This is a genomic window from Micromonospora sp. NPDC047670 (assembly GCF_043204915.1).
In the GTDB taxonomy this organism is placed as follows: domain Bacteria; phylum Actinomycetota; class Actinomycetes; order Mycobacteriales; family Micromonosporaceae; genus Micromonospora.
The window spans coordinates 43321-68991 of record NZ_JBIDDA010000023.1; the positions used below are offsets into that span (position 1 = coordinate 43321).

Annotated in this window: 24 protein-coding genes; 9 read left to right on the forward strand and 15 right to left on the reverse strand. The window is 73.7% G+C overall.

The genetic code is table 11. The features are described 5' to 3' along the window. Positions 1-4 precede the first annotated feature (4 nt). Entirely contained in the window at positions 5-1189 is a 1185-nt protein-coding gene (locus tag ACGF7U_RS30790) for an extracellular solute-binding protein (RefSeq protein ID WP_393112704.1), read from the reverse strand. Between the two features lie 205 nt (positions 1190-1394). On the opposite strand from ACGF7U_RS30790, the gene ACGF7U_RS30795 reads away from it, so the two are divergent. Then, positions 1395-1907, forward strand: coding sequence for an Lrp/AsnC family transcriptional regulator (locus tag ACGF7U_RS30795; protein WP_393112706.1), 513 nt, complete (start codon positions 1395-1397; stop codon positions 1905-1907). Here ACGF7U_RS30795 and ACGF7U_RS30800 read toward each other — a convergent pair. Beyond that, positions 1867-2547 (reverse strand): Scr1 family TA system antitoxin-like transcriptional regulator, encoded by a 681-nt coding sequence (locus ACGF7U_RS30800; RefSeq protein WP_393112755.1) that lies wholly within the window; start codon positions 2545-2547, stop codon positions 1867-1869. The genes ACGF7U_RS30795 and ACGF7U_RS30800 overlap by 41 nt on opposite strands. Here ACGF7U_RS30800 and ACGF7U_RS30805 point away from each other — a divergent pair. Continuing rightward, entirely contained in the window at positions 2546-3892 is a 1347-nt protein-coding gene (locus ACGF7U_RS30805; protein ID WP_393112708.1) for an aspartate aminotransferase family protein, read from the forward strand. The genes ACGF7U_RS30800 and ACGF7U_RS30805 overlap by 2 nt on opposite strands. Positions 3893-3967: 75 nt before the next feature. On the opposite strand, the gene ACGF7U_RS30810 is transcribed toward ACGF7U_RS30805, so the two are convergent. Continuing rightward, positions 3968-4336 (reverse strand): DUF3499 domain-containing protein, encoded by a 369-nt coding sequence (locus ACGF7U_RS30810; RefSeq protein WP_393112710.1) that lies wholly within the window; start codon positions 4334-4336, stop codon positions 3968-3970. 155 nt (positions 4337-4491) lie between these two features. On the opposite strand from ACGF7U_RS30810, the gene ACGF7U_RS30815 reads away from it, so the two are divergent. Continuing rightward, the gene (locus ACGF7U_RS30815) at positions 4492-4941 is read left to right on the forward strand and encodes a metallopeptidase family protein (RefSeq protein ID WP_393112712.1); all 450 of its coding nucleotides are present in this window, start codon (positions 4492-4494) and stop codon (positions 4939-4941) included. 85 nt (positions 4942-5026) lie between these two features. Here ACGF7U_RS30815 and ACGF7U_RS30820 read toward each other — a convergent pair whose 3' ends face one another. The 5 genes from ACGF7U_RS30820 to ACGF7U_RS30840 all read right to left on the reverse strand — a co-directional run bounded on the left by ACGF7U_RS30820 (position 5027) and on the right by ACGF7U_RS30840 (position 10603). Then, on the reverse strand, positions 5027-5284 hold the full coding sequence (locus tag ACGF7U_RS30820) for a WhiB family transcriptional regulator (RefSeq protein ID WP_007455784.1): 258 nt from the start codon (positions 5282-5284) through the stop codon (positions 5027-5029). A 471-nt stretch (positions 5285-5755) separates the two neighbouring features. Continuing rightward, positions 5756-6091: a phospholipase gene (locus ACGF7U_RS30825; protein WP_393112714.1), complete on the reverse strand. Its 336-nt coding sequence runs from the start codon at positions 6089-6091 to the stop codon at positions 5756-5758. A 12-nt stretch (positions 6092-6103) separates the two neighbouring features. Then, positions 6104-6835, reverse strand: coding sequence for a DUF4331 domain-containing protein (locus ACGF7U_RS30830; RefSeq protein WP_393112716.1), 732 nt, complete (start codon positions 6833-6835; stop codon positions 6104-6106). A 208-nt stretch (positions 6836-7043) separates the two neighbouring features. Then, complete coding sequence (locus ACGF7U_RS30835) at positions 7044-9551, reverse strand: bifunctional FO biosynthesis protein CofGH (protein ID WP_393112718.1); 2508 nt, start codon at positions 9549-9551, stop codon at positions 7044-7046. A gap of 143 nt (positions 9552-9694) precedes the next feature. Next, positions 9695-10603 carry a hypothetical protein gene (locus ACGF7U_RS30840; RefSeq protein WP_393112720.1) on the reverse strand — a complete coding sequence of 303 codons (909 nt, stop codon included), beginning with the start codon at positions 10601-10603 and terminating at the stop codon, positions 9695-9697. A gap of 99 nt (positions 10604-10702) precedes the next feature. On the opposite strand from ACGF7U_RS30840, the gene cofD reads away from it, so the two are divergent. Together cofD and ACGF7U_RS30850 are read left to right on the forward strand one after the other, a co-directional pair. Further along, positions 10703-11698 carry a 2-phospho-L-lactate transferase gene (cofD, locus tag ACGF7U_RS30845; protein ID WP_393112722.1) on the forward strand — a complete coding sequence of 332 codons (996 nt, stop codon included), beginning with the start codon at positions 10703-10705 and terminating at the stop codon, positions 11696-11698. Next, positions 11695-12774, forward strand: a complete 1080-nt coding sequence (locus ACGF7U_RS30850; RefSeq protein ID WP_393112724.1) for a coenzyme F420-0:L-glutamate ligase — start codon at positions 11695-11697, stop codon at positions 12772-12774. Before cofD ends, ACGF7U_RS30850 begins: the two co-directional genes overlap by 4 nt. 127 nt (positions 12775-12901) lie before the next feature. On the opposite strand, the gene ACGF7U_RS30855 is transcribed toward ACGF7U_RS30850, so the two are convergent. Together ACGF7U_RS30855 and ACGF7U_RS30860 are read right to left on the reverse strand one after the other, a co-directional pair. Then, positions 12902-13903, reverse strand: a complete 1002-nt coding sequence (locus ACGF7U_RS30855; RefSeq protein ID WP_393112726.1) for a transcriptional regulator — start codon at positions 13901-13903, stop codon at positions 12902-12904. Between the two features lie 364 nt (positions 13904-14267). Continuing rightward, entirely contained in the window at positions 14268-15299 is a 1032-nt protein-coding gene (locus tag ACGF7U_RS30860; RefSeq protein ID WP_393112728.1) for a hypothetical protein, read from the reverse strand. Between the two features lie 39 nt (positions 15300-15338). Here ACGF7U_RS30860 and ACGF7U_RS30865 point away from each other — a divergent pair, with 39 nt between their 5' ends. Further along, positions 15339-15962 (forward strand): NUDIX hydrolase, encoded by a 624-nt coding sequence (locus ACGF7U_RS30865; RefSeq protein ID WP_393112730.1) that lies wholly within the window; start codon positions 15339-15341, stop codon positions 15960-15962. On the opposite strand, the gene ACGF7U_RS30870 is transcribed toward ACGF7U_RS30865, so the two are convergent. Next, positions 15931-17022 carry a mannose-1-phosphate guanylyltransferase gene (locus ACGF7U_RS30870; protein ID WP_393112732.1) on the reverse strand — a complete coding sequence of 364 codons (1092 nt, stop codon included), beginning with the start codon at positions 17020-17022 and terminating at the stop codon, positions 15931-15933. The genes ACGF7U_RS30865 and ACGF7U_RS30870 overlap by 32 nt on opposite strands. Positions 17023-17084: 62 nt before the next feature. Further along, positions 17085-18230, reverse strand: coding sequence for a glycosyltransferase family 4 protein (locus ACGF7U_RS30875; RefSeq protein ID WP_393112733.1), 1146 nt, complete (start codon positions 18228-18230; stop codon positions 17085-17087). A gap of 152 nt (positions 18231-18382) precedes the next feature. Here ACGF7U_RS30875 and ACGF7U_RS30880 point away from each other — a divergent pair, with 152 nt between their 5' ends. Beyond that, positions 18383-19069: a TIGR03089 family protein gene (locus ACGF7U_RS30880; RefSeq protein ID WP_393112735.1), complete on the forward strand. Its 687-nt coding sequence runs from the start codon at positions 18383-18385 to the stop codon at positions 19067-19069. Between the two features lie 136 nt (positions 19070-19205). Here the strand turns inward: ACGF7U_RS30880 and ACGF7U_RS30885 are convergent, their stop codons facing one another. After that, complete coding sequence (locus tag ACGF7U_RS30885; RefSeq protein ID WP_393112737.1) at positions 19206-21194, reverse strand: acetoacetate--CoA ligase; 1989 nt, start codon at positions 21192-21194, stop codon at positions 19206-19208. Positions 21195-21448: 254 nt separating this feature from the next. Continuing rightward, positions 21449-21967: an acyl-CoA thioesterase gene (locus tag ACGF7U_RS30890; protein ID WP_393112739.1), complete on the reverse strand. Its 519-nt coding sequence runs from the start codon at positions 21965-21967 to the stop codon at positions 21449-21451. Between the two features lie 23 nt (positions 21968-21990). On the opposite strand from ACGF7U_RS30890, the gene ACGF7U_RS30895 reads away from it, so the two are divergent. Continuing rightward, the gene (locus tag ACGF7U_RS30895; protein ID WP_393112741.1) at positions 21991-22650 is read left to right on the forward strand and encodes a hypothetical protein; all 660 of its coding nucleotides are present in this window, start codon (positions 21991-21993) and stop codon (positions 22648-22650) included. 41 nt (positions 22651-22691) lie between these two features. Here ACGF7U_RS30895 and ACGF7U_RS30900 read toward each other — a convergent pair whose 3' ends face one another. Then, positions 22692-23855, reverse strand: a complete 1164-nt coding sequence (locus ACGF7U_RS30900) for an acyl-CoA dehydrogenase family protein (RefSeq protein WP_393112743.1) — start codon at positions 23853-23855, stop codon at positions 22692-22694. A gap of 246 nt (positions 23856-24101) precedes the next feature. Here ACGF7U_RS30900 and ACGF7U_RS30905 point away from each other — a divergent pair, with 246 nt between their 5' ends. Next, on the forward strand, positions 24102-25529 hold the full coding sequence (locus ACGF7U_RS30905; RefSeq protein WP_393112745.1) for a UDP-glucose dehydrogenase family protein: 1428 nt from the start codon (positions 24102-24104) through the stop codon (positions 25527-25529). The last annotated feature ends 142 nt before the right edge of the window (positions 25530-25671 follow it).

The following is a 25671-nucleotide window of genomic DNA, read 5'->3' on the forward strand; positions in this document are numbered from 1 at the left end:
CCGATCACGCCCCGATGACCTGCTGGAACTTGCCCTCGTACTCGCGTTCCTGCTTCTCGTCCAGCGCCATGAAGACCTTGGACTTCGCCAGCATGGCCTCGTCGGGGAAGATCAGCGGGTTGGCGGCCAGCTCCGGGTCGATCTTCTCCATCTCGGCCTTGGCGCCCTGGACCGGGCAGATGTAGTTCACGAACGCGGCGAGCTTCGCGGCGACCGCGGGCTCGTAGTAGTGGTTGATGAGCTGTTCGGCGTTGCCCTTGTGGGTGGCCTTGTTCGGCACCAGGACGTTGTCCGACCAGAGCATCACGCCGGACTCGGGCACCACGAACCGGACCTTGTCGTCCTCGAAGCCGAGCTGGATCACGTCGCCGGACCAGCCGATGCACGCGGCGATGTCGCCCTTGGCGAGGTCGGGCGCGTAGTCGTTGCCGGTGAACCGGCGGATCTGGCCGGAGTCGACGGCCTTCTTGAGCTTGTTGAGCGCGTCGTCGAACTGCGGGGCGGTGAAGTTCGCCGGGTCGTGGCCGTTGGACTGGAGCAGCAGGCCCATGGTGTCGCGCATCTCGGACAGCGCGGTCACCTTGCCCTTGAGGTCGGGGCGGGTGAGCAGCTCGTCGACGGTGCGGATCTCCTTGGTCACCTTGCCGTTGTAGGCGAGCCCGGCCAGGCCGGACTGCCACGGGATGGCGAGCTGGTTCTCCGGGTCGAAGGAGCGGTTGCGCAGCGACGGCAGCAGGTTGGCCTCGACGTTGGGCAGCTTCGACTTGTCGAGCTTCTGGATCCAGCCGAGGCGGATCATCCGCGCCGCCATCCAGTCGGTGAGGACCATGATGTCCCGGCCGGTGCCCTGACAGCCCGCGAGCTGGTTCTGCACCTTGCCGAAGAACTCGTTGTTGTCGTTGACGTCCTCGGTGTAGGTGACCTGGATGCCGCTCTTGGCGATGAACGCGTCGAGGGTCGGCCGCTTGGACTCGTCCTTCTCGTCCACGTCCATGTACTGCGGCCAGTTGGAGAAGACGAGCTTCTTCTCGGTGCCGGACAGGTCCTCGCTGACGCAGCCCGCCTCGGTCTGGGTGGCGGCCTTGGTGCCGCAGCCCGCCAGCGAGCCGCCCGCGGCGAGCAGCGCGGCCGAGCCGAGGGTGCCGGTCAGCAGTCCACGCCGGGTGAGGGGCCGAAAGGGAGTTCGCATGTGACGACTCCTAAGGGGGTCATCGTCGGCGGCGGGACGGGGGTGGCGCGCCGGCGGGAGGGTCAGGTGCGGTGGACGACTGATCCTGACATGAGGTGACCTCCCTTACAAGGGATTCCGTTGCGGGAATAGCTCTGGACGACGAAATACGCCAGACTGCCGGGGGCACTAGGCTCAGCCCGGGAACGGACATGGGGAGCGGTCGATGACGAACCGGCAGCACGACAACGGCAACGGCGGACGAAGGGTCACCGTCCGTGAGGGTGCCAGCCACGCACTGCTCGACGACGTGGCGAAGCAGATCATCGAGCAGCTCCAGGAGGACGGCCGCCGACCGTACGCGACAATCGGCAAGGCGGTCGGGCTCTCGGAGGCGGCGGTGCGCCAGCGGGTGCAGCGGCTGCTCGACGCCGGGGTGATGCAGATCGTCGCCGTGACCGACCCCCTCCAGCTCGGCTTCCCCCGCCAGGCCATGATCGGCCTGCGCACCGACGGGGACCTGGAGGCTGTGGCCGACCGACTCGCCGAGCTGGACGAGGTCGACTACGTGGTGATCACGGCGGGCTCGTTCGACCTGCTGACCGAGGTGGTCTGCCGCAACGACGACCACCTGCTGGAGATCCTCCAGCGGCTGCGGGCGGTCGAGGGCGTGCTCTCCACCGAGGCGTTCGTCTACCTCAAGCTGCGCAAGCAGACGTACACCTGGGGCACCGCCTGACCGGGCCGGAGCCCGCCGACCGGCTCCAGAGGCCGGTCGAACTCAGCCGGCGCGCCCGACCGCGCAGTTGGCTGTCCACATAGGCCGCCTCGACGCCGTCGGGCAGGCGGATCAGGACGAACGGCCCGGCGAGCCCGGTGTGCCAGGGCACCTCGGCCGGGATCACCCGCACCTGCACGTGCTCCTGCTCGGCGACCGCCAGCAGGTGGGCCAGCTGACCCGCCATGACCGCGCGGTCGCCGACCGGTCGCCGCGCGGGGGAGGGCGACGGCGGCTCGCTGACCGTCCCGGCCGATCGCGGAGGACGGGCCGCACACCCTCGCCCACGCCTGTCGAGCTGATGTCGTAGACGATTCAACGCCGTCGGCGCCCGCGATGCTCGGGCCCGGCGCGATGTCGCAAACGATTCAGCTCGACAGGGCGCGCGGGGCGCCCCGTGGACACCGCGGACGGACGCCGGTCGACTGCGAACCGTCGGTACGGATTCCGTTGCTTGCTGGTCAGCCGCTCGCTGATTCCGTTGCCAGAGAGCCCACATGCCACCGATCCCACTTGCTTTCGTCGGCCGGACTGTGGGATAACCGTGGGCAGAGCGGCCGGTGTCACCCCTGACCGGCCCGAGACCCGATGGGGCTGACATGGCCAACGCCACCGACCACCTCTGGATGCACTTCACCCGGATGGCGAGCTACTCCGCCGGCGAGGTGCCGACCATCGTGCGCGGCGAGGGCGCGTACGTCTGGGACGCCCAGGGCCGCCGCTACCTGGACGGGCTCGCCGGGCTCTTCGTCGTCAACGCCGGCCACGGGCGCACCGAGCTGGCCGAGGCCGCCGCCAAGCAGGCGGGCGAGCTGGCATACTTCCCGCTCTGGTCGTACGCGCACCCCAAGGCCGTCGAGCTGGCCGAGAGGATCGCCGCGCTCACGCCCGGCGACCTGAACCGGGTCTTCTTCACCACGGGCGGGTCGGAGGCCGTCGAGGCGGCCTGGAAACTGGCCCGGGCCTACTTCAAGCGCACCGGCAAGCCGAACAAGCACAAGGTCGTCAGCCGCTACATCGCCTACCACGGCACCTCGATGGGGGCGCTGTCGATCACCGGGCTGCCCGGCATCAAGAGCGACTTCGAGCCGCTGGTGCCCGGCGGCATCAAGGTGCCGAACACCAACTTCTACCGCGCCCCGGAGCACGGCGACTCCCCCGAGGCGTTCGGGCGGTGGGCCGCCGAGGAGATCGGCCGGGCCATCGAGCGGGAGGGACCGGACACGGTCGCGGCGGTGTTCCTGGAGCCGGTGCAGAACTCCGGCGGCTGCTTCCCGCCGCCGCCCGGCTACTTCGAGCGGGTCCGGCAGATCTGCGACGCGTACGACGTGCTGCTCGTCTCCGACGAGGTGATCTGCTCCTGGGGTCGGCTCGGCGAATACTTCGGCGCCGTCCGGTACGGGTACCAGCCCGACATCATCACCACCGCCAAGGGCATCACCTCCGGCTACGCCCCGCTCGGCGCGATGATCGCCAGCGACCGGCTGATGGAGCCGTTCCTCACCGAGACCGGCATGTTCGCCCACGGGGTGACCTTCGGCGGCCACCCGGTCTCCTGCGCGGTGGCCCTGGCCAACCTGGAGGTCTTCGCCCGCGAGGACCTCGTCGGGCACGTCCGGGCCAACGAGGCCGCCTTCCGCTCCACCCTGGAGAAGCTGCACGACCTGCCGATCGTCGGCGACGTGCGCGGCGACGGCTACTTCTACGGCATCGAGCTGGTCAAGGACAAGGCCACCCGGGCGACCTTCGACGAGGCCGAGTCCGAGCGGCTGCTGCGCGGCTTCCTGTCCACCGCACTCTTCTCCGCCGGGCTCTACTGCCGCGCCGACGACCGGGGCGACCCCGTCGTGCAGCTCGCCCCGCCGCTGATCGCCGAGCAGCAGCAGTTCGACGAGATCGAGCAGATCCTGCGGGCCGTGCTCACCGAGGCGTGGACGCGCCTGTAACCCCTTCCGCCCATCCGGCCGGGTCGGCCGCGCGCCCCGCGGCGCGCGATCGGCCCGGCCGGACCCGCTCGGCGGTCAGTGGCTGGGGGGAATGACGCGGAGGTGGCCGCGGCGGCCCGTCTGGGGGGCCGGGTTGAGGTTCTCGTCGCCCTCGGGCGGGCGGGGGGTAACCGGGCGGGCGGCCTCGCGGACGGCCTCGGCGAGGGCGACCAGGTCGTCGGTGGTGGGCGGCGGGGGCTCGAACTCCCCCTCGTGCCGGACGACGTCCCAGCCGCGCGGCGCGGTCAGGCTGCGGGCGTGCGGCTCGCAGAGGTCGTAGGTGTGTGGCTCGGCGAAGGCGGCAAGCGGCCCCACCACGGCTGTCGACTCGTTGTAGACATAGGTCAGCGTGGCGACCGCTTGCCGGGGGCAGCCGTTACGGGAGCAGCGCCGTGGTGACCTCACGGCGGCAGGGTATCTCCATTACCGGGTCCGGCGCACCGCTTCGCGTTGCGACACGCCCGTCGCGGTGATCACAATTCGGCCCGTTCCGGCCCGCGCCGCGCCGCACCCGCGGCGCTGCCGCAGGCCAGGTCGGTACGGGAGCTAACCTGTCCCTCATGACGAGTCCGGAACACCGCCGCCCCGGCCCCAGCCGGCGCGCCCACCGCGACCGGCACGGACGCGGTCTGCGCGGGCGGCTGGTGCCGGCGACGGTGCCGCTCGCGCGGACCAAGGCGGAGATCTTCGACGACCTGGTGCTGGACACCGTCGAGACCCTGGAACGGCGGTTCGCCAAGGAGTTGGCCGGGGTCGAGTTCGCGGTGGAGGACGTCCCGCCGGACCTCAACGTCTACGACTCCGACGTGCTGGAGGACGGCGAGGTGCCGCTCGCCCGGCTGCTGCCCGGTCGGCCTGGCCGGCAGGAGGTGCCCCCGCGGATCGTGCTCTACCGCCGGCCGCTGGAGTTCCGCGCCATGGACCGCGAGGATCTCGCGGATCTCGTGCACGACGTGATCATCGAGCAGGTGGCCAACCTGCTCGGGGTCGATCCGGACGAGTTGGCCTGAGCCACGCGCCGGATGCCGCCGCGAACGGCGACCGGTCCCACTGCGCCTGAGCCGGGCGGCCCCCACCGCCCCGGCCCGGCACCGCTCAGGCGGCCCGCCGCTTGAGCTTGCGCCGCTCCCGTTCCGAGAGCCCACCCCAGATCCCGAACCGCTCGTCGTGCCCGAGAGCGTATTCGAGGCATTCGGTCTTGACCTCGCAACGCGAGCAGATTCGCTTCGCCTCGCGGGTCGAGCCGCCCTTCTCGGGGAAGAACGCCTCCGGGTCGGTCTGCGAGCAGAGCGCCCGCTCCTGCCACTCCGGCGCGTTTCCGAGCAGGTCGGCCACCTCAAGCTGGCCGTCCATCAAATGCCTCCTTGTCGCGCACCGGCGTCATCGCCGCTGCAACCCCCCACGCGAAAGGCGCGCGTGTCCGTCCGGTCCCGATTTGTTGCGTTCCGCGCGAACAACCCCATTCAAATTACACGCGTGTAATGCGTGCGCCGTCAAGCCGAACTTGATAATGGAGTCGCCCTCCCGACAACACTCCGGACGGCCACCCGGCCGCCCGGCCTCGCAACCTGCCCTATCGATTCAGACCCCGGCCGAGTAACGCCCTCTCCGGCGAGTTGCCCGAGTTTTCTCCCGTGGCGCTTCCCCGCCGGCCCGACCGGACAGGCCGGTGGAGACCCCCGAGAGACCACCCACCACGATCGTTGATCTTGGCGGGGCACAGGTTAACCCGAGTTCGCGCCGACCGCCCGTCGAGCGCGGAACGACCGGCAGTGCCCCGTCCACATGTTGGACAGGGCGCTGCGGTCGACGTCGCCGGCCGGCTCAGCCGCGACCCGGAGCAGCGCTGGTCGGCCAGGCGAATTCGACGATCACCCCGCCGGTCACCGCCACCCTGCCGGCCGGCCTCTGATCGTCCCACCAGACGGTATAGACACCGGCCGGCAGATCGGGGTAGACGGCACTGTGGAAGGTGCCGTCCCGGACCCGACGCTCCCGGACCGCCGAGTGCGTACGGGGCTCGCCGTCCCGGCTGACCTCGATCTCCCGGCCGTGCTGGTCCCGTCCGGTGTAGATGATCAGGGCGTCCGTGTCGCCGCCCAGATCGAGGACCACGCTGCCCGTCTCCGACGGCCCGTGAGTGTGCGGGTGCCCACGCATGTCCGCTCCCGATCAGTGAGGACGACGCCGGCGGGTTGCCGAAGCCGTCGTACGGCGTACCCAGACAGGGGAAGGTTGGGGAGGAACGGCGAACAGCGGGTTGCCCAGCCGGGAGACCTGCGCGAACGGCCCGGCGACGGTGTCCGCGGCCCCGCGCTCGCCGCGTACCCGCACCTGCCGGCGGGAGGCCGACGTCCACACGCCGACGACCGAGGCCCGGTCGGCTACGCCGTACCGGTTCGCCCGGCGGCGCACCCTGGCCAGCGGCACCTGGACCGCGATGCTGTGCACGTTCATCCGGTCCGTGGCGTTGACCGGCTCCCCCTCGACCCTGAAGACCCGCTTGCCGGCCACGTGCAACTGCTGGAACGGCCGCAGGGTGCCGAGGTCGAAGGTCGCGCCGAGGTCGACGAAGAAGCCGTCGGCCCGCTGCCCGGCGAAGACCCGCTCCCCCGTCGAGAGCGTGTACGTGGCCTGGCGCACGAGGTCCGCGTACGTCGGGGTGGAGAGCGGGCCGACGTTGCAGGGCGGGCACTGCAACTTGTGCGCGAGCCGGTGTTCCCGGCCGTCTTCGATCCGGGTCAGGCTGTAGAACTGCCGCCGGTTCCAGTTCCCGCCGTCCAGCGAGTCGATCGGGCCGGTGCTGTAGAGAAAACTGTTCGGATTCGTGATCTCGGTGGTGAATTCGAACCGGTAGGTGACGTCGGCCCGCCCGTCATCCGGCGCCTCGCGGTGGGAAGACATGACGGACCAACCTCACTGCGCGAAATGGGAATCGAGGCTCGGCCGGGCGCCGGAAGCCGGCGCCGGGGCGTGGCGGCGGGTGGGTCAGCGCTCGGCGGCGCGCCGCAGCCGGTCGGCCAGGGCGCGGTCGCGCACCTCGATCCGGACGGCGCCCCGCGACCGCCGCCGGCGTCCACTGGTACGGCCGGCGGCGGGGAAAGGTTCGACCCTACGGCCGGGGGTGACCGTACGCGGTCGTGCGCCTGCGGGCCGGCCGCCCGGCGGCCGCCGCGATGGCGACCAACTGCTCCTCGGTACGCGCCGAGCCGTTGCCGGAGCCGGCCATCCGGGAGATCGTCTCCTCCATCAGGGTGCCGCCGAGGTCGTTGCAGCCGCCCCGGAGCATCGCCGCCGTCCCCTCGTCGCCGAGCTTCACCCAGGAGCACTGGATGTTGTCGATCCGGCCGTGCAGCAGCAGCCGGGCCATCGCGTGCACCACCCGGTTCTCCCGCCACGTCGGCCCCGGGCGGGCGATGCCGGCCAGGTAGATCGGGGCGTTGGTGTGCACGAACGGCAGCGCCACGAACTCGGTGAACCCGCCGGTGCGGTCCTGCACGCCGGCCAGCACCCGGAAGTGCGCGAGCCACTGCGCGGGGTGGTCCACGTGGCCGTACATCATCGTGGAGCTGGACCGGATGCCCAGCTCGTGGGCCGTGCTGACCACGTCGACCCAGGCGGCGGCCGGCAGCTTGCCCTTCGTGAGCACCCAGCGCACGTCGTCGTCGAGGATCTCCGCGGCGGTGCCCGGGATGGTGTCCAGCCCGGCCTCGCGGAGCCCGGTCAGCCACTCCCGCACCGGCACCCCGGCCTTGGCGGCGGCGGTGACGATCTCCATCGGCGAGAACGCGTGCACGTGCATCCCCGGCACCCGCGCCTTGATCGCCCGCACCAGGTCGGCGTAGACGGTCACCGGCAGCTTCGGGTCGATGCCGCCCTGGAGGCAGACCTCGCTGGCGCCGGCCGCCCACGCCTCCTCGGCCCGGTCGGCGACCTGCTCCACGGAGAGCCGGTACGCGTCGGCGTCCCGCTCCCGCTGCGCGAAGGCGCAGAACCGGCAGCCGACGTAGCAGACGTTGCTGAAGTTGATGTTGCGGTTGACGACGTAGGTGACGTCGTCGCCGACCGCCGCCCGACGCACGTCGTCGGCGAGCCGGCACAGCTCCTCCAGCGCCGGCCCGTCGGCGGCGAACAGCGCCAGCGCCGCGTCGGCGTGCCGCGGGTCGAGCAGCGCCGCGGGGTCGTCGGCCGCCAGCCGCAGCCCGGCCCGCAGGTCGCGGTCGGTCCCCGCCCCGCCGCCGGCGCTGACCCTGGTCGCCACCTCGGACCAGTCGCCGTAGACGTGGTCGAAGTCGCCGCGCCGGTCGCCGGTGCGCCCGGTGGTGTCGATGGTGGCGTGCAGGTCGGTCCGGCCGCCGTACGTCTCGTCGGGCTCCTGCCAGGGACGACCCACCGGCCGGGCGTCCTCGACGGCCAGCCCCGTCGCGGGGTCGGCCAGCGCGCTGACGTGCGGCAGCAGGCGCGGATCGAGCCACGGGTCGCCGGCCCGCACGTACTCGGGGTAGATCGTCAGCCGCTCGCGCAGGGTGAACCCGGACTTCTCCGTGTGCCGGGCCAGCTCGTCGATCTGCGGCCAGGGGCGCTCGGGGTTGACGTGGTCCGGGGTCAGCGGGGAGACCCCGCCCCAGTCGTCGATGCCGGCGCGCAGCAGGAGGTCGTACTCGCCCTCGATGAGGTTCGGCGGAGCCTGGATGCGGGCCTTCGGGCCCAGCAGCACCCGGGCCACCGCCACCGTGGCGGCCAGGTCGTGCAGCTCGGCGTCGGGCATCCCACGCATCGCCGTGTCCGGCTTCGCGCGGAAGTTCTGCACGATCACCTCCTGGAGGTGGCCGTACTCGCGGTGGGCGCGGCGGATCGCGAAGATCGCGTCGACCCGCTCGGCGAGGGTCTCGCCGATGCCGATCAGGATGCCGGTGGTGAACGGCACCCCGACCCGGCCCGCGTCGTCGAGCACCCGCAGCCGGACCGCCGGCTCCTTGTCCGGTGAGCCGAAGTGCGGGCCGCCCGGCTCCGACCACAGCCGCGTCGCCGTGGTCTCCAGCATCATCCCCATGCTGGGCGCGACGGGCTTGAGCCGTTGCAGCTCCGACCAGGACAGCACGCCCGGGTTCAGGTGGGGCAGCAGCCCGGTCTCCTCCAGCACCGCCACCGCGCAGGCGCGCAGATAGTCCAGGGTGGAGTCGTAGCCGCGCTCGTCCAGCCACCGCCGGGCCGCCGGCCAACGCTCCTCCGGCCGGTCGCCGAGCGTGAACAGGGCCTCCTTGCAGCCCTGGGCCGCCCCCGCCCGCGCGATCGCGAGGACCTCGTCGCGGTCGAGGAAGGCCGCCGGCAGCCGGTGCGGCACCGTGGCGAAGGTGCAGTAGTGGCAGCGGTCCCGGCACAGCCGGGTCAGGGGGATGAAAACCTTCTTCGAGTACGTGACCACGCCCGGCCGCCCGGCCTCGCGCAGCCCGGCGTCACGGACGGCGCCGGCGACGGCGAGCAGGTCGTCCAGCGCCCCGCCCCGGGTGCTCAGCAGCGCGGTGGCCTCGTCGGCGTCGAGCGCCCGCCCGGTCGCGGCCCGGCGCAGCGCCCGCCGCACGCTCGCGTCACTCGGACCGGGCTCGGTGCGATCAACCATCCGCCCAGCCTAAGCGCTCACCGGTCCCGCCCCGCCCGCCCGGCCCACACCGTGAACAAGCGCACCACGCCGGGGCGGGCCGGACGGGCGAGCGCCCCGCACGGGACCGTGCGGGGCGCTCGGGTGCGGGTGGTGCCGCGCGGTCAGCGGGGCGCGTCGGGGTTGTCGCCCGGGTTGATGTGCTGGGTGCGGTCGGACTCGCCGTCGGTGGGGCGCGGGATGGCCTGGGTCGGCTCGACGGACTGGCGCGGGATCGCCTGGGTCGGGTCGGCCGAGGGCGGCGGCCCGAACGGCGCGGCGCTGGGCGACCCGAACGGGGGTGCGGACTGCGGCGCGGCGTTGGCCGGCGGGCCCGACGGCGGCGCCGGGTTGAACGGCGGGGTCTGCTGCGGGCCGCCGAACGGCGCGGGCTGCTGGCCGTACGGGGCGCCGTACGGGCCGGAGGCGGGCCAGGCGCCCGGCTGACCGGGAACCGGCTGACCCGGCTGGCCCGGCTGACCCGGGTAGCCGCCCTGCTGCGGCCAGCCGGGCTGCGGCTGGCCGTACACGCCGGGCTGGGGCTTCGGCTTGGGGACGTGGTACAGGGTGCGCCAGATCTTGAAGACGACGAACCCGGCGAGCGCGAGGAGCGCCAGCCAGGCCACCCGGGTCAGCAGGCCCAGGAAGGAGTCGAGGATCTCGCCCTCGGCCAGCCGGTCGACGGTCCAGATGAGGAGGGTCAGCACGCCGAACAGGGCGCTGAGCGCGTACTCGGCGAGCGCCACCTGGGTGATCAGTTTCGCCCTGGCCGCGGGGGGCCGCACGTGCGTGGCGAGCAGCACGGCCAGCACCGGCAGGACGACGGCCTCCAGGCCGACGAAGGCGAAGAAGGCGCTGCCCGCCCGGCCGGCGAAGGTCGTGTACTGAGCCGGCGTCAGCAACCGGATCAGGCCGACGAAGAGGAACACGGCGTTCGCGCCGAGGAGCACGAACGCGGCGAGTTCCCGCAGCGGCTTGGTCAGTTGGCTGGCCTGCGTCCCGTCGGTGGGCGCGGGCTCGGCGGGGCTGGTCACGGAATTCCCCCTCGGGGCGAAAGCGGACAGTTGCCGACGTGAGCCTAGTCTCCCCGGCCGCGGGCGGATCGGAGGCGGCCCGTGCGCGAGGATGTCGACATGCGCATCGTGGTTCTGACGGGCGGCATCGGGGGCGCCCGCTTCCTGCTCGGCGTCCGGGCGTACGCCCGCGAGGTCGGCGCCGAGGTGACCGCCGTGGTCAACGTCGGTGACGACCTGCTCCTGCACGGGCTCAAGGTCTGCCCCGACCTGGACAGCGTCATGTACACGCTGGGTGGCGGCGCCGACCCGGAGCGGGGCTGGGGTCGCGTCGGCGAGAGCTGGACGGTCAAGCAGGAACTGGCCGCCTACGGCGCGGAGCCGACCTGGTTCGGGCTCGGCGACAAGGACATCGCCACCCACCTGGTGCGCACCACCATGGTCAACGCCGGTTACCCGCTGCACGCCGTCACCGAGGCGCTCGCCACCCGCTGGCAGCCGGGCGTACGCCTGCTGCCGGCGACCGACGACCGGCTGGAGACGCACGTCGTGGTGAGCGGGGGCGGTGAGCCCGCGGGATCCGGGGTCGCGGACGGCGCGGCCGCGCCGGACGGCGGTCAGCGGGCGATCCACTTCCAGGAGTGGTGGGTGCGCCACCGCGGGAACATCCCCACCCACCGGTTCGTCTTCGTCGGCGCGGAGACCGCGAAGCCGGCCCCCGGCGTGGTCGAGGCGATCGCCGGAGCCGACGTGGTGCTGATCGCGCCGAGCAACCCGGTGGTGAGCATCGCCCCGATCCTGGCGGTGCCGGGGCTGCGCGAGGCGGTCGCCGACGGCGCCGCCCCGGTGGTCGGCGTGTCGCCGATCATCGGCGGCGCTCCGGTACGCGGCATGGCGGACCGCTGCCTGGAGGTGCTCGGGGTCGAGTGCAGCGCGGCCGGCGTGGGCCGCCTCTACGGCGGCCGGGCGGCCGGCGGGCTGCTCGACGGCTGGCTGGTCGCCGAGGAGGATGCCGGCGCCCTGGTGCCGGAGGTGACGGTGCGCGCGGCGCCCCTGCTGATGACCGACGAGGCGGCGACGGCGGCGATGGTCCGCGCCGCGCTGGAGCTGACGTGAGGCTGGAGATCCTGCCGGTGCCGGGCATCGGCCACGTGTCCGAGGGCGACGACCTCGCCGCCCTGATCGCCACGGCCGCGCCCTGGCTGCGCGACGGCGACGTGCTGGTGGTGACCAGCAAGATCGTCTCGAAGGCGGAGGGGCGGCTGGTGGACGTCCCGGCGGACGGGCCGGAGCGGCTTGCCGCCCGCGACGAGGTGCTGGCCGCCGAGACGGCGCGGGTGGTGGCGACCCGGGGCGCGACCCGCATCGTGCAGACGCACCACGGTTTCGTGATGGCCTCGGCCGGGATCGACGCCTCGAACGTCGACAAGACCCGGCTGGTGCTGCTCCCCGAGGATCCGGACGCCTCGGCCCGGGCGCTGCGCGCCGCCCTGCGCGACCGCTACCACGTCGACGTCGCGGTGATCATCAGTGACACGATGGGCCGGCCCTGGCGCAACGGGCTCACCGACGTGGCGCTCGGCGTCGCCGGCATGGACGCGATCCGCGACCACCGGGGCGAGGTCGACCCGTACGGCAACGAGCTCCAGCTCACCCAGATGGCGGTCGTGGACGAGCTGGCCGGCGCGGGCGAGCTGATCAAGGGCAAGTGCGACCAGATGCCCGTCGCGGTGGTGCGCGGCTACCTCAGCGCGCCCCGGCCCGACGACGGCGCCGGCGCGGCGACGCTGGTCCGGGACGCCGCGATGGACCTGTTCTCGCTGGGCACCGCCGAGGCGAAGGCCGCCGGGCTGGCCGCCGCCGCCACCCTGCCGGACGCCGCCAACCCCACCCCGCCCGACCCGGACGCGGTGCGGCGGGCGATCGCCGCGGTCGCCGACGTGGTCGCGCCCGGCACGGAGTTCGCCCTGGTCACCGACGAGGCCGTACGCGCCGGGCTGGTCGCCGCCGTGCCCGGCTGGCCGGCGGACGCGACGGCGCTGGTGCTCGGTTCTCCGGCCGACCCGGCCGATCTGGTCCGCTTCGGCGCCGACCTGCACCGGCTGCGCAGCGCGCTGGCGGCGGAGGGCGTCGCCTCGCTCCCGCTGCCGCCGCCGGCCGGCAGCCCGGCGGCCGCCTGCCTGGCCCTCTGACGGCGCGGATCCGCTCCCGCCGGCCCGGCTGCGGACGGCGGATCCGCTCCCGCCGCCCCGCCGGCCCCCGCCAACGTGCCGGCCCGCCGGTCCGCCGGCTTCCCGGCACGCTGGCGGGGACCGGTGCTCAGGAGTTGAGCATGGCCCGCCCCAGCGGGGTGAGGGTGTGCAGCACGGTGTTGCGGTCGCGGTGGCTGACCAGGAGGCCGGCGTTGCGCAGCACGGTGGTGTGCTGGCTGGCGGCGGCCGGCGAGATGTTCAGCCGGCGGGCCACCTCCCCGGTGGTGCAGCCGTCGTCGCTGACCGCCAGCACGGCGGCCCGGGTGCGGCCGAGCAGCGCGGCCAGCGCCTCCCGCCCGGTGTCCGGCGTGCCCGGCCCGGCGCCCTCGCCGGACGCCGGCAGCAGGCCGCCCAGCCGGTCCACCGGGTAGACGAGGACCGGCGGCAGCGCCGGGTCGAGCAGGGCGACCGGCGTGGCCGCGCAGAAGAACGACGGCACCAGCAGCAGGCCGCGCCCGTCCAGGTGCAGCTCGCGGCTGAGCGGGTAGCCGCGCACCTGGAGCACCCCGGACTCCCAGTGCATGGCGGGCCGCAGGCTGGCCAGCAGCCCCTCCACCCCGCCGTCGAGCAGCGCCCGCGCCCGCCGGGCGCGGTCGGCCTCCACGGCGGCCTGGATCCGCGCCCAGTACGGGCCGATCGCCAGGTCGCGGTACTGCTCCATCGCGTCGGTCAGGTCGTGCAGCGTGCCCGGCTCGCCCCGCGCCAGCGCGCCGGCCGCGGTGGGCAGGGTGTTGCCGGTGGCGAGCAGGGTCAGGTCGCGTTGCAGCAGCGACACGGGGGTGCCCCGGACGGCCTCCATGCCGGCCTCGAACCCGGACACGCTCTCGTAGGGGGTGAGGAAGTCGGGGAAGTAGCCGCGGGGCGGGTTGAGCGCCAGGAGCAGCCGCAGCCCGGCGGAGCCCCTGCCCTGGCGCAGCCCCCGCGTCACGCTGCGCCGCCAGCCCGCCAGCAGCGGGTCCCGACGGTCCGGCAGCAGGTGCAGGCTGAGGACCAGTTCCCACACCGGGTCCGCCGCCGGAGCCACCCGGGTCCGGAGGATGTCCTCGGCGGAGAAATAGATCTTCAGCATGGAGCGCTCCCGTGTCGCCCGGCAGGGGGGTGCCGGTTGACCGTTGCAGCCTACCCGGACGGCACTTATCTCCGTCTTTAAGCCTGAGCTGAAAAACCTCGACGTCCCCGGCAGGGGTTCGGCATGCTTCCAGAGCCCGCACGGGGGCGGGCACGTCGGCGACGCGTCCGCGAGCCGGGGGCCCCAGGGGGATGGGGAAGACCGGCGACCGGGCGGCACCACGAGGGTCTGCGGGCCCGCTCCGCAGAGGTGCCGTCCGGTCGTCGGCCCGCCCCTCCGGTCGGCCCGACTGCCGCCGCCCGGCCCGCTGCTGCCGCCCGCTCGTCCACGCGGCCGCCAACACCCGCCCGTCGGCGTCCCGCGCTCAGTCGACCCAGAGCGCCACGCGGTGGTCCTCGTCGGTGACGTAGAAGCTGTGCCCGTCCAGCTCGGCCAGCCCCTCGACGTGGTGGAACGGCGCCAGGTCAGCCACCATCTCGCCGGGGACCAGATGCCCGTCGCCGGGCGCGGGGAAGCGGACGTGCCGCGAGGTGACGTCGCCGCCGGTCGGATGGTCGTCGAGCAGCACCGAGCCCTTGCCGAGCGCGTCGATCGACCCGACGACCGCCGCGTAGCCGCCGTCGCCGGTCGGGGTGATCGCCCGGAAGCCGGCGAGCGCGCCGGGCGGGGTCACCCCGGTCAGGACGTACGCGCCCGCCGCCTCCGGCCAGCTCGGCGTCGGGTCGAACATGCCCGGCACGCCCGTCAGCTCGACCAGGATCGGCTCGCCGTCGACGGTGACCGGAAAGCGCAGCCCGAGCAGGACGGTGCCGGCCGGCGTGAAGGCGGCGGCCTCGACGTTCAGCGGCAGGTCGTCGGGGGCGAGCCGGCTGACCCAGCCCTTCGACCGGGCGGTGCCGCGCGCGACGGTCTCCCCGATGAACCGGGCCCGCACCCGCTCGCCGGGCGGCAGCGGGGTGAACGCCGCCTTGAGCAGCGCGTCGTTGACCGCCCGGTGCAGCCGGAACCGGTTGCGCACCACCTGCACCGGCAGCGTGCCGCCCGCCGCGTCGTCCTCCCGGAACCGGGCCACGAAGGCGCGTCGCGGGCGCAGCGGGCCGCCCTTCGAGCCGAAGTGCGAGCCGAAGACGTACACCCAGCCGTCGTGGTGGGCGAGCGCCTCGCCGTCCTCCGTGCGGCCGTTCTCGGCGCCGGCGTCGGCGGTCACGTGGTGGGCGACCCAGCCGCCGTCGCGCTCCAGCAGCAGGGCCAGGCAGCGCTCCACCGGCCCCTCGTCCAGCACCGTCCAGAAGCCGCGCCGGGCGCCGTACGCCCGCAGCAGCGCCGTGGAGCGCACCGGCAGCAGGTCGCTGGCCTCGTTGCCGGCCACGACGAATTCCAGCAGTCGCAGGGTCACCCGGCCAGGGTACGAACCGCCGGCTCGTACAGTGTCGGCATGCCCGACTCCCCCACCGCCGCCGACCCCCGGACGTCTCCGCGGACCGACGCCGAGGTGTACGCGGCGCTGCACGCCGACGCCGTCGCCACGCTTCAGCGGTGGGAGCCGACCGGCCCGGCCGCCGCCGAGGCCCGGGACCGCACGGTGCGGCTGCTGGCCGCCGGGCCGGTGGCGATGAGCCGGGCGCACCGGCCCGGGCACGTCACGGCGAGCGCGCTGGTGCTCGACGCCACCGGGTCGCGGGTGCTGCTCTGCCTGCACGGCAAGTTCCGCAAGTGGGTGCAGCTCGGCGGGCACTGCGAGCCGGCCGACCGGACGCTCGCCGGCGCCGCCCTGCGCGAGGCCGCCGAGGAGTCCGGCATCGCGGGCCTGCGGATCGACCCCGTCCCGATCGACGTGGACATCCACCCGGTGAGCTGCCAGGGCGGCTCCCTGCACTACGACGTCCGGTTCGCCGTCCTCGCCCCGCCCGGCGCGGCGGCCCGGGTCAGCGACGAGTCCGAGGCGCTGGACTGGTTCCCGCCGGACCGGCTGCCGCAGCCGCTGGCCGGCGGGACGGCCCACCTGGTCGCCCCGGCCCTGGCGACGCTCAGACGAGCCCCTCTTCGCCCCGTTCCTTGAGCTCGTCGACGATCTTCTTGACGTCCTGCGCCCGGTCGCGCGGGCAGACCAGCAGCGCGTCCGGGGTGTCGACGATGATCAGGTCGTGCACGCCGACGGTGGCCACCAGCCGCCCGGAGTGCGGCACCACCACCAGCCCCGAGCTGTCCCGCAGCAGCACGCCGGGCTTGGCGTCGCCGCCGAGCACCACGTTGCCGTCGGAGTCGGCCGGCAGCACCTCGCCCAGGGTGTGGAAGTCGCCGACGTCGTTCCAGCCGAAGTCGCCGGGCACGGTGGCCACCCGCCCGGCGGTCGCCGCGCCCTCCATCACCGCGTAGTCGACGGAGATCTTCGGCAGCGTCGGCCAGACCGTGCCGAGCACGTCGTCCTGCTCCTCGGTGCCCCACGCCTCGGCGATCGCGACGATCCCGGCGTGCAGGGCGGGCTGCTGGCGGGCCAGTTCGGCGAGGAAGACGTCCACCCGCCAGACGAACATGCTGGCGTTCCAGAGGTGCCGCCCGGAGCGCAGGTACGCCTCGGCCACCTCCGCGCTCGGCTTCTCCTTGAACTCGGCGACCGGGCGCAGCGGGCCGCCGTCGACCGGGTCGCCGGTCTGGAGGTAGCCGTAGCCGGTCTCCGCCCGGGTGGGGGTGATGCCGACCGTCATGAGCAGGCCCTGCTCGGCGCCGCGTACCGCCTCCCGGACGACCTCGCGCCACCGCTCCGGGTCGCCGATCAGGTGGTCGGCCGCGAAGGAGCCCATCACCGCCTCCGAGTCGCGCCGGGCGATGACGGCGGCGGCCAGGGCGATCGCCGCGCAGGAGTCCCGGGGCGAGGGCTCCACCAGGATGTTCTCCTCGGGCAGCCCGGCCAGCTGGCGCGCCACCGCCGCGACGTGCGCGGTGCCGGTGACCACCAGGGTGCGTTCGGCCGTGGTCAGCGGGCCCAGCCGCTCGACCGTGGCCTGCAGCAGCGAGGCGGCGGAGCCGGTCAGCGGGTGGAGGAACTTGGGGTGGCCGGCACGGGACAGCGGCCACAACCTCGTGCCGCTGCCGCCCGCCGGGATGACGGCGTAGAGCATCAGCACATCATGCCCGAACCCCGCCCGCCCGGACGCCGGGTTGCCGCCCCGCCGTCCGGGCGTCAGGCGCGGGCCCGGGTCCAGGCCGCGATGTGCACCTCGGCGCTGGACTCCCAGGTGAACTCCTTGGCCCGGTCGAAACCGGCCTTGGCCAGGGACAACCGCCGCTGCTCGTCGTCGAGCAACGCCGCCAGGTCGGCGGCGATCTGGTCGGGGGCCTCGCTGGTGTACGCGACCGCGTCGCCGCCCACCTCCGGCAGCGACAGCCGGGGCGTGGTGAGCACCGGCGCGGCGCACGCCATGGCCTCCAGGATCGGCAGGCCGAAACCCTCGCCATAGGACGGATAGGCGGCCACCAGCGCCCCGCCGAGGAAGCCGGGCAGGTCCGCGTAGCGGAGGTAGCCCGGGCGGAGCAGCCGCAGGTGCGACGGCACCTCCGCCACCGCGCGGTCGATGTCGTCGTCGTGCCCCTGCCCGCCGGCGACCACCAGTGCCGGCGGGTTCTCCCGGTCGCCCACCGCCCGCGCCCAGCCGCGGATCAGGTTGGGCACGTTCTTGCGGGGCTCCTTGGCACCGAGGAAGGCGACGTAGCTGGTGCCACCGAGCCCCAGCCGGGCCCGGACCCGGGCCTTCTCCTCCTCGCTGGGCGCGTGGAAGGCGGCGTGATCGACCCCGTGGTAGGCGACGTCGATCCGCGTCGGGTCGGCGTCGAGGAGCCGGATCAACTCGTCGCGGGTCGCCTTGCTCGGCACGATCACCCGGTCGGCGCGGCGCAGGGAGGTCTTGATCGCGCTGCGGAAGAACGTGCGGCGGGACTTGTCGTAGTGCTCCGGCTCGGTGAAGAACGTCGCGTCGTGCACGGTCACCGTGACCGGGCAGCCGGCGCGCAGCGGGCAGGTGTAGAAGGGCGAGTGCAGCACCTGCGCGCCCACCTGCTGGGCGAGCAGCGGCAGGCCGGTCTGCTCCCAGGCGAGTCGGGCGGGGCGGTGCGCGACGGCGGCCGGGGCGGGGATGATCTCCGCGCCGGGCAGCATCCGGGTGTAGCGCTCCAGGTCGGTGCGGAGGCTGACCACGGCCAGCTCCACCCCCGACCCGCACACCTTGCCGAGGGCGCCGAGCAGGCCGTCGACGTATCGACCGACACCGCCGCGGTCGGCGGGGACACTCGTGGCGTCGATGAGCACGCGGGGCGGGCGACCGGCGGTCACGGGGCGACTCCTTGAACTGGCGGGTCTGTGGGAAACAACACTCCGGGCAAAGCCTACGCCGGGGCCCGGGTCGGACGCTGACTGCGACCCGACGGTACGCCGACTTGTCGTTGTCATCGAGTACGGCCGGTGGGGGCGTATCGTTCGCGTCGATGGCCGACAACATTGCCCGGGTCTTCGCCGACGCGATCGCGACCGACCCGACCCGACCGCTGCTGACCTGGTACGACGACGCGACCGGCGAGCGGACCGAGCTGTCCGGCGCGACACTGGCGAACTGGGTGGCCAAGACGGCCAACCTGCTCGTCGACGAGGTGGCCGTCGGTCCCGGCGACACCGCCGGGGTGCTGCTCCCGCCCCACTGGCAGACCGCGGCGGTGCTGCTCGGCTGCTGGTCGGCCGGGCTGCGGGTGGCCGACACGCCGGGCGACGTGGACGTGCTCTTCGCCGCCTCCGCCCGGCTCGCCGAGGCGGAGGCATGGTCGGCCGGCGAGCGGTACGTCCTCGCCCTCGACCCGTTCGCCCTGCCGATGCGGCAGGTCCCGCCCGGCTTCGCCGACTACGTCTCGGTGGTGCGCGCGCACGGGGACCACTTCACCCCGTACGCCGCCGGCCCGGACGACACGGGACTGCTGGCCCGCGCTGCCGCCCGTGCGGGCGCGCTCGGCATCGCGGCCGGCGACCGGGTGCTGGTCGACACGGCCGCGTACCCCGACCCGGTCGACTGGTTGCTCGCTCCGCTGGCGGCCGGCGCCAGCGCGGTCCTCTGCGCCAACCTCGACCCGTCCCGCGTGGAGCCCCGCGCCGCGACGGAAAAGGTCACCCGAACCCTCACCTGACCAACCCACCCACCTTCCCGCCCCTCACCCCCACCCTCGCCCTGCCGATCTTGCACTTGCTGCCCCCGATACGGGCGATTCGCCCCATAGATCCGGGCAGAAAGTGCAAGACCGCCGCATGGGGAGGGCGGGTGGGTCAGGCGGAGGTGGTCTCGGGGGCGGCGGCGCGGCGCTGGGCGAGGGCGGCGAAGGCCGACAGGGACTCCGGGTTGGCCAGGGCGCCCTTGGCCGCCGCCGAGTCCACCGGCGTGCCGGTGAGGATCTTCTTCACCGGCACCTCCAGCTTCTTCGCCGAGAGGGTGCGCGGGACCGCGCGGACCTGGTGGATCTCGTCCGGAACGTGCCGCGGCGACAGGGCCGTACGCAGCTCGCGACAGATCTTCTTCCGCAGCGCGTCGTCCAGCTCCAGCCCCTCGGCGAGCACCACGAAGAGCAGCAGCTCGCCGGCGCCGCCCTCGTCGTCCTCCAGGTGCACCACCACCGAGTCGACGACCTCGTCCAGCCCCTCGACGACCGAGTAGAACTCGGCGGTGCCGAGCCGCACGCCGCCCCGGTTGAGGGTCGCGTCGGACCGGCCGGTGATCACGCAGCCGCCCCGGTCGTTGATCGTGATCCAGTCACCGTGCCGCCAGACGCCCGGATAGACGTCGAAGTACGCCTCCCGGTAGCGGGTGCCGTCCGGGTCGTTCCAGAAGCCCACCGGCATGCTCGGCATCGGCTCGGTGATCACCAGCTCGCCCAGCTCGCCGATCACCGGGGTGCCGTCGGCCGACCGCGCCTCCACCTTGGCGCCGAGGGCCCGGCAGGTGATCTCCCCGGCGTGCACCGCCAGCAGCGGCACCCCGCCCACGAAGCCGGTGCAGACGTCCGTCCCGCCGGAGAGCGACTGGAGCTGGAGGTCGTCGCCGACCGACTCGTACACCCAGGTGAAGCCCTCGGCGGGCAGCGGCGCGCCGGTCGAGCCGACCCCGCGCAGCGCGGAGAGGTCGGCGACCTCCTTCGGCACCAGCCCGGCCTTGCGGCAGGCCAGCAGGAACGGCGCGGACGTGCCGAAGTAGGTGGTGCCGGTCTCCTCGGCGAGCCGCCACAGCGCGCCCAGGTCGGGGTGGCCCGGGTTGCCGTCGAAGAGCACGATCGTCGCCCCCGCCGCCGGCCCGGAGACCAGGAAGTTCCACATCATCCAGCCGGTGGTGGTGAACCAGAAGAACCGGTCCGCCGGGCCCAGGTCGTGGTGCAGGGCGAGCATCTTCAGGTGCTCCAGCAGGATGCCGCCGTGACCGTGCACGATCGGCTTGGGCAGGCCCGTGGTGCCGGAGGAGTAGAGCACGTAGAGCGGGTGGTCGAAGGCGACCGGGGTGAAGGTCAGCGGCTCGTCGGTCTCGGCGGCGAGGTCGGACCAGGCCAGCGCGCCCTCGGGCGGCGGGCCGGCCGGGTCGAGGTAGGCGATGGCGACGGTGTGCGCCAGCGACGGCAGGGCGGCCCGGATCGCCGCCACCTCACCCCGACGGTCCACCGGCTTGTCGCCGTAGCGGTAGCCGTCCACCGCGACCAGGACCTTGGGCTCGATCTGCTGCCAGCGGTCGGTGACGCTGCGGGTGCCGAACTCCGGCGCGCAGGAGGAGAAGATCGCGCCGAGACTGCTCGTGGCCAGCAGCAGCACGTACGTCTCGGGGATGTTCGGCGCGTACGCGGCCACCCGGTCGCCGGCGGTGACGCCGAGCCGGCGCAGCCCCGCCGCGACCCGGCGGACCTGCTCGCGCAGCCCGGCCGCGGTCAGCGCGACCGGCGCCCGGGTCTGGCCGTGCGCGACCACCACCGGGTCGTCGTCGGCCCGACCGGGCATCCGCAGCACGTTCTCGGCGTAGTTGAGGGTGGCGCCGGGGAACCACCGGGCGCCGGGCATCCCGCGGTCGGTCAGCGTGGCGGTCGGCGGGGTGTGCGCGACCACCTCGAAGTGGTCCCAGACCGACCGCCAGAACGCCTCCAGGTCGGTGACCGACCAGCGCCACAGCTCGTCGTAGTCGGCGAAGTCCAAGCCCCGGTGCTCACGCAGCCAGCGCAGGTAGTTCCCGATCCGGGACCGCTCGCGTACGTCCGCCGGCGGCGTCCACAGCACGTCACCCACTGCTCCACCCTCCCCTGGCCCCGCACGACACTGTGAAATGGGCCGTGGCGCCATCTTGCCCTACCTCGAAGCGTCATTCTCCGCACCCGACCCCCGTCGGCGCACGTGCGGAACCCACATGCCCCACCGCCCACCTGTGTGGCCGCAACGTGCGGAAGGGCGCCTTCCCAACGTTTCCGGCATCGGGGGCGCTCCTCCTCGCGCGATCTGGCCGCCATCGCATCGTTCCGGCAGGGGGCGCCCTGCCCACACGGTCAGCCGGCGCGGTGGGCCTGGATGGCGCGGCGGCGGGCCAGCCGGTGGGCGCGGCGGATCTCCGCCTCCCGGAACCGGCGCTCGTCCTCCGCCGTCTCCGGCAGCACCGGCCGGACCGGCCGTGGCGCGCCGCCGACGTCGACGCCCACGAAGACGAGGTACGCGGTGGCCACCCGCACCGGCTCGTCCTCGGCCGAGTCCCACCGCTCGGCCACCACCCGGACCCCCACCTCCATCGAGGTCTGCCCGGTCCAGTTCACCTGGGCGTGCGCGTGCACCAGGTCGCCCACGCGGACCGCCTCGGCGAAGACGATCTCGTCGATCGCCGCGGTGACCGCCGTGCCGCCGCTGTGCCGGGCGGCCGCCGCCCCCGCCACGTCGTCGATGAACTTCATCAGTACCCCGCCGTGCACGGTGCCGTAGAGGTTGACGTCGACGGCGGTCATGATGCGGCTCAGGGTGACCCGGGAGTACGAGGTCGGCTTGCCGGCCGGCGCGGTGGAGGGGTGCTCGGTCATGTCGAAAACGGTACGGTGCGCGGATGCGACATCTCTGGAGCTTCCTCGCCGGGTTGGTGGTGGCACCCGTCACGTGGGTGCTGGTCACCCTCGGACAGGACGGGTCGGCGGGCACCGTCGACCGTTGGGTCGAGATCGACAGGTTCAACTCGGCCAATCTCATCGAGCCGGCCGTCTACCTCGCCGTCGGCGGGATCCTGCTCGGCCTGCTCGGCACGCTGCGCACCTCACCCCTCGGCCCGCTGGTGGCCGGGCTGCTGCTCGCCGCCCCGTACGTGGGGATGTTCGTCGCGCCCTTCGAGGTGCGGGACCGCATCCCGGACGGCTGGAAGGTCTTCGGCGACCCCCTGCCGCTGCACGCGCCGGTCGAGAACGGCACCCTCTTCCTGCTCGGGCTGCTCCTGGTCATGGCGACGTTCAGCGGGCAGCGCTGGCGCCGGTGGTCACGGCCGGTGGCCGAGCCCGCGCCGGCGACCGCGGCCGGCCCGGAGGGGGACGACTTCACGCTGACCGACTGGCCCTCGGCCGGCTCGACCGACCGGGACACCGCCCCGCTGACGCTCGGCTACCCGGACCCGACGCCGACCGAGCCACTGCCCCGCCGCACCGGCGGCGAGTCGCCGTGGTCGGCACCGCCGCGCACGGGCAACCGGCCGGAGGAGGACACGACCGAGATCCGGTGACCACCGGGCGGGCCGGGCGACCGGCCCGCCCGCCGACCGGCTCAGCCCTTCAGGAGCTGGCGGGCCATCACGATGCGCTGCACCTGGTTGGTGCCCTCGTAGATCTGGGTGATCTTGGCGTCCCGCATCATCCGCTCGACCGGGTAGTCCCGGGTGTAGCCGTAGCCGCCGAGCAGCTGCACCGCGTCGGTGGTGATCTCCATGGCGGCGTCCGAGGCGAAGCACTTGGCGGCCGCGCCGAAGTAGGTCAGGTCGGCGTCGCCGCGCTCGGACCTGCCGGCCGCCGCGTACGTCAACTGCCGGGCCGCCTCCAGCTTCATGCCCATGTCGGCGAGCATGAACTGGACGCCCTGGAACTCGGCGACCGCCCTGCCGAACTGCTTGCGCTCCTGCACGTACCCCTTGGCGTAGTCGAGCGCGCCCTGGGCGATGCCGACGGCCTGCGCGGCGATGGTGACCCGGGTGTGGTCGAGGGTCTTCATCGCGGTCGCGAAGCCGGTGCCCTCCGCGCCGATCATGCGGTCCGCCGGGATCCGGACGTTGTCGAAGTAGACCTCGCGGGTCGGCGAGCCCTTGATGCCGAGCTTCTTCTCCGGGGCGCCGAAGCTGACCCCGGCGTCGGACTTCTCCACCACGAAGGCGGAGATGCCCCGGGACCGGGCCGCCGGGTCGGTCACCGCGAAGACGGTGTAGAACTCCGAGACCCCGGCGTTGGTGATCCAGCGCTTGACGCCGTTGAGCACCCAGTGATCGCCGTCACGTACGGCGCGGGTGGTCATCGAGGCCGCGTCGCTGCCCGCCTCCGGCTCGGAGAGGCAGTACGAGAACATGGCGTCGCCGGAGGCGACCGGGGTCAGGTACTTCCGCTTGAGCTCCTCGGAGCCGGCCAGCAGCAGCGGCATGGTGCCCAGCTTGTTGACCGCCGGGATCAGCGAGGACGACGCGCAGGCACGCGCCACCTCCTCGATCACGATGGCCGTGGCCAGGGCGTCCGCGCCCGCGCCGCCGTACTCGACGGGGATGTGCGGGGCGTGGAAGTCCGCGGCGCGCAGCGCGTCGTAGGAAGCCTTCGGGAACTCACCGGTCTCGTCCGTCTCGGCGGCGTGCGGCGCCACCTTGGCCGCACAGACCTCACGGACCGCCTCCCGGATCGCCTCGTGCTCATCGGGCAACCGGTAGACGTCGAACGACTGCTCTGCGGCCATGTCGGCCCCTCCCCTTCACCGCTATCATGCGCAGTCTGTAACGTCTCCTGACCGTCGACGGCGCAGACTGAAGGATAGCGACCACCTCAGGCGATGTTACCGCCGCGTAGGCTATGGCACGACGAGCGTCGACGCCGCCCGGCGATGATGGAAGTGACAGGCATAGAGTCCCTCCGGTGCCCGCCCAGGCGCCGCAGCAGAACGCGACGCGACGACGCGGCGCCAGCGCGAGCGGAGAAGACAGGCGTGACGATCCCGTACCCGAACACCCAGCCGATGCCCGCCATCGCCGCGGTGACGCCTCCCTCGGGCGCGCAGCGACCGCGGGTCACCTTCCTGGGCACCGGCTACCTCGGTGCGACCTACGCCATCTGCTACGCCGAGCTGGGCTACGAGGTCCTCGGCTTCGACGTCGACGCCGACAAGATCGCGATGCTGAACGCGGGCGAGGTGCCGATCCACGAGCCCGGCCTGGACGAGCTGCTCAAGCGCAACCTGGCGGCCGGGCGGCTGCGGTTCAGCACGGACATCGCCGAGACCGCCGACTTCGGCGACGTGCACTTCATCTGCGTCGGCACCCCGCAGCGCGCCGACGGCATGGGCGCCGACCTGTCGTACGTCGAGGCGTCGGTCACCAGCCTGGCCCAGCACCTGACCCGCAAGGCGCTGATCGTCGGCAAGTCGACCGTGCCGGTCGGCACCGCCGAGTGGGTCGAGCAGCTGGTCAGCAAGCACACCCCCGCCGACCTGGGCGTCGAGGTGGCCTGGAGCCCCGAGTTCCTCCAGGAGGGCTTCGCCGTCGACGACGTGCTGCGGCCCAACCGGATCGTGGTCGGCGTCAAGAGCGAGTGGGCCAACGGCATGCTCTACGCCGCCCACAAGGGCGTCTTCGACCTGGCCGCCACGGAGGACCGCGAGGTGCCCCTCGTGGTCACCGACTTCGCCACCGCCGAGCTGGTCAAGGTGGCCGCGAACGCCTTCCTCGCCACCAAGATCTCCTTCATCAACGCCATGGCCGAGGTCTGCGAGGCCGCCGGCGGCGACGTCACCCACCTCGCCCGCGCCATCGGCTTCGACCCGCGCATCGGCAACCGGTTCCTCCAGGCCGGGCTCGGCTTCGGCGGCGCCTGCCTGCCCAAGGACATCCGGGCCTTCCAGGCCCGCGCCCAGGAGCTCGGCGCCGGGGAGGCGCTGCGCTTCCTGCACGAGGTCGACCTGATCAACCTGCGCCGCCGGACCCGGGTCGTCCAGCTCGCCGCCGAGCTGCTCGGTCGCCGCTCCGGCCCGGCCGGGCCGGACCTCTCCGGCACCCGGGTCGCCGTGCTCGGCGCGACGTTCAAGCCCAACACCGACGACGTACGCGACGCCCCGGCGCTCGCCGTCGCCTCGCTGCTGCGCAAGGCGGGCGCCGACGTGCACGTCTACGACCCGCAGGGCATGGAGCGGGCCCGCGCCGTGGCCCCCGAGCTGGTCTACGAGCCCGGCATCAACGAGGCCGTGACCGGCGCCGACCTGGTCTGCGTGCTCACCGAGTGGGCCGACTTCCGCAACGCCGACCCGGTCGCCCTCGGCGAGCTGGTCGCCGGCCGCAAGGTGGTCGACGGCCGCAACTGCCTGGACTCCGCACTGTGGACGCAGGCCGGCTGGGAGTACCGCGGCATGGGCCGCCCCTGACGACCGACGACTGACGGCCGGGCGCCCCCCCCCCCCCCCCCCCCGCCCGCCCCCCCCCCGCCCCCCCCCCCCCCCCCCCCCCCCCCCCCCCCCCCCCCCCCCCCCCCCCCCCCCCCCCCCCCCCCCCCCCGCCCCGGGGCGC

Bases quoted from the DNA above. Each gene is read 5' to 3' on its own strand.
- ACGF7U_RS30790 (WP_393112704.1), bottom strand. From the start codon at position 1,189: ATGCGAACTCCCTTTCGGCCCCTCACCCGGCGTGGACTGCTGACCGGC.
- ACGF7U_RS30795 (WP_393112706.1), top strand. From the start codon at position 1,395: ATGACGAACCGGCAGCACGACAACGGCAACGGCGGACGAAGGGTCACC.
- ACGF7U_RS30805 (WP_393112708.1), top strand. From the start codon at position 2,546: ATGGCCAACGCCACCGACCACCTCTGGATGCACTTCACCCGGATGGCG.
- ACGF7U_RS30800 (WP_393112755.1), bottom strand. From the start codon at position 2,547: ATGTCAGCCCCATCGGGTCTCGGGCCGGTCAGGGGTGACACCGGCCGC.
- ACGF7U_RS30815 (WP_393112712.1), top strand. From the start codon at position 4,492: ATGACGAGTCCGGAACACCGCCGCCCCGGCCCCAGCCGGCGCGCCCAC.
- ACGF7U_RS30820 (WP_007455784.1), bottom strand. From the start codon at position 5,284: ATGGACGGCCAGCTTGAGGTGGCCGACCTGCTCGGAAACGCGCCGGAG.
- ACGF7U_RS30825 (WP_393112714.1), bottom strand. From the start codon at position 6,091: ATGCGTGGGCACCCGCACACTCACGGGCCGTCGGAGACGGGCAGCGTG.
- ACGF7U_RS30830 (WP_393112716.1), bottom strand. From the start codon at position 6,835: ATGTCTTCCCACCGCGAGGCGCCGGATGACGGGCGGGCCGACGTCACC.
- ACGF7U_RS30835 (WP_393112718.1), bottom strand. From the start codon at position 9,551: ATGGTTGATCGCACCGAGCCCGGTCCGAGTGACGCGAGCGTGCGGCGG.
- cofD (WP_393112722.1), top strand. From the start codon at position 10,703: ATGCGCATCGTGGTTCTGACGGGCGGCATCGGGGGCGCCCGCTTCCTG.
- ACGF7U_RS30855 (WP_393112726.1), bottom strand. From the start codon at position 13,903: ATGCTGAAGATCTATTTCTCCGCCGAGGACATCCTCCGGACCCGGGTG.
- ACGF7U_RS30865 (WP_393112730.1), top strand. From the start codon at position 15,339: ATGCCCGACTCCCCCACCGCCGCCGACCCCCGGACGTCTCCGCGGACC.
- ACGF7U_RS30870 (WP_393112732.1), bottom strand. From the start codon at position 17,022: ATGCTCTACGCCGTCATCCCGGCGGGCGGCAGCGGCACGAGGTTGTGG.
- ACGF7U_RS30880 (WP_393112735.1), top strand. From the start codon at position 18,383: ATGGCCGACAACATTGCCCGGGTCTTCGCCGACGCGATCGCGACCGAC.
- ACGF7U_RS30890 (WP_393112739.1), bottom strand. From the start codon at position 21,967: ATGACCGAGCACCCCTCCACCGCGCCGGCCGGCAAGCCGACCTCGTAC.
- ACGF7U_RS30895 (WP_393112741.1), top strand. From the start codon at position 21,991: ATGCGACATCTCTGGAGCTTCCTCGCCGGGTTGGTGGTGGCACCCGTC.
- ACGF7U_RS30900 (WP_393112743.1), bottom strand. From the start codon at position 23,855: ATGGCCGCAGAGCAGTCGTTCGACGTCTACCGGTTGCCCGATGAGCAC.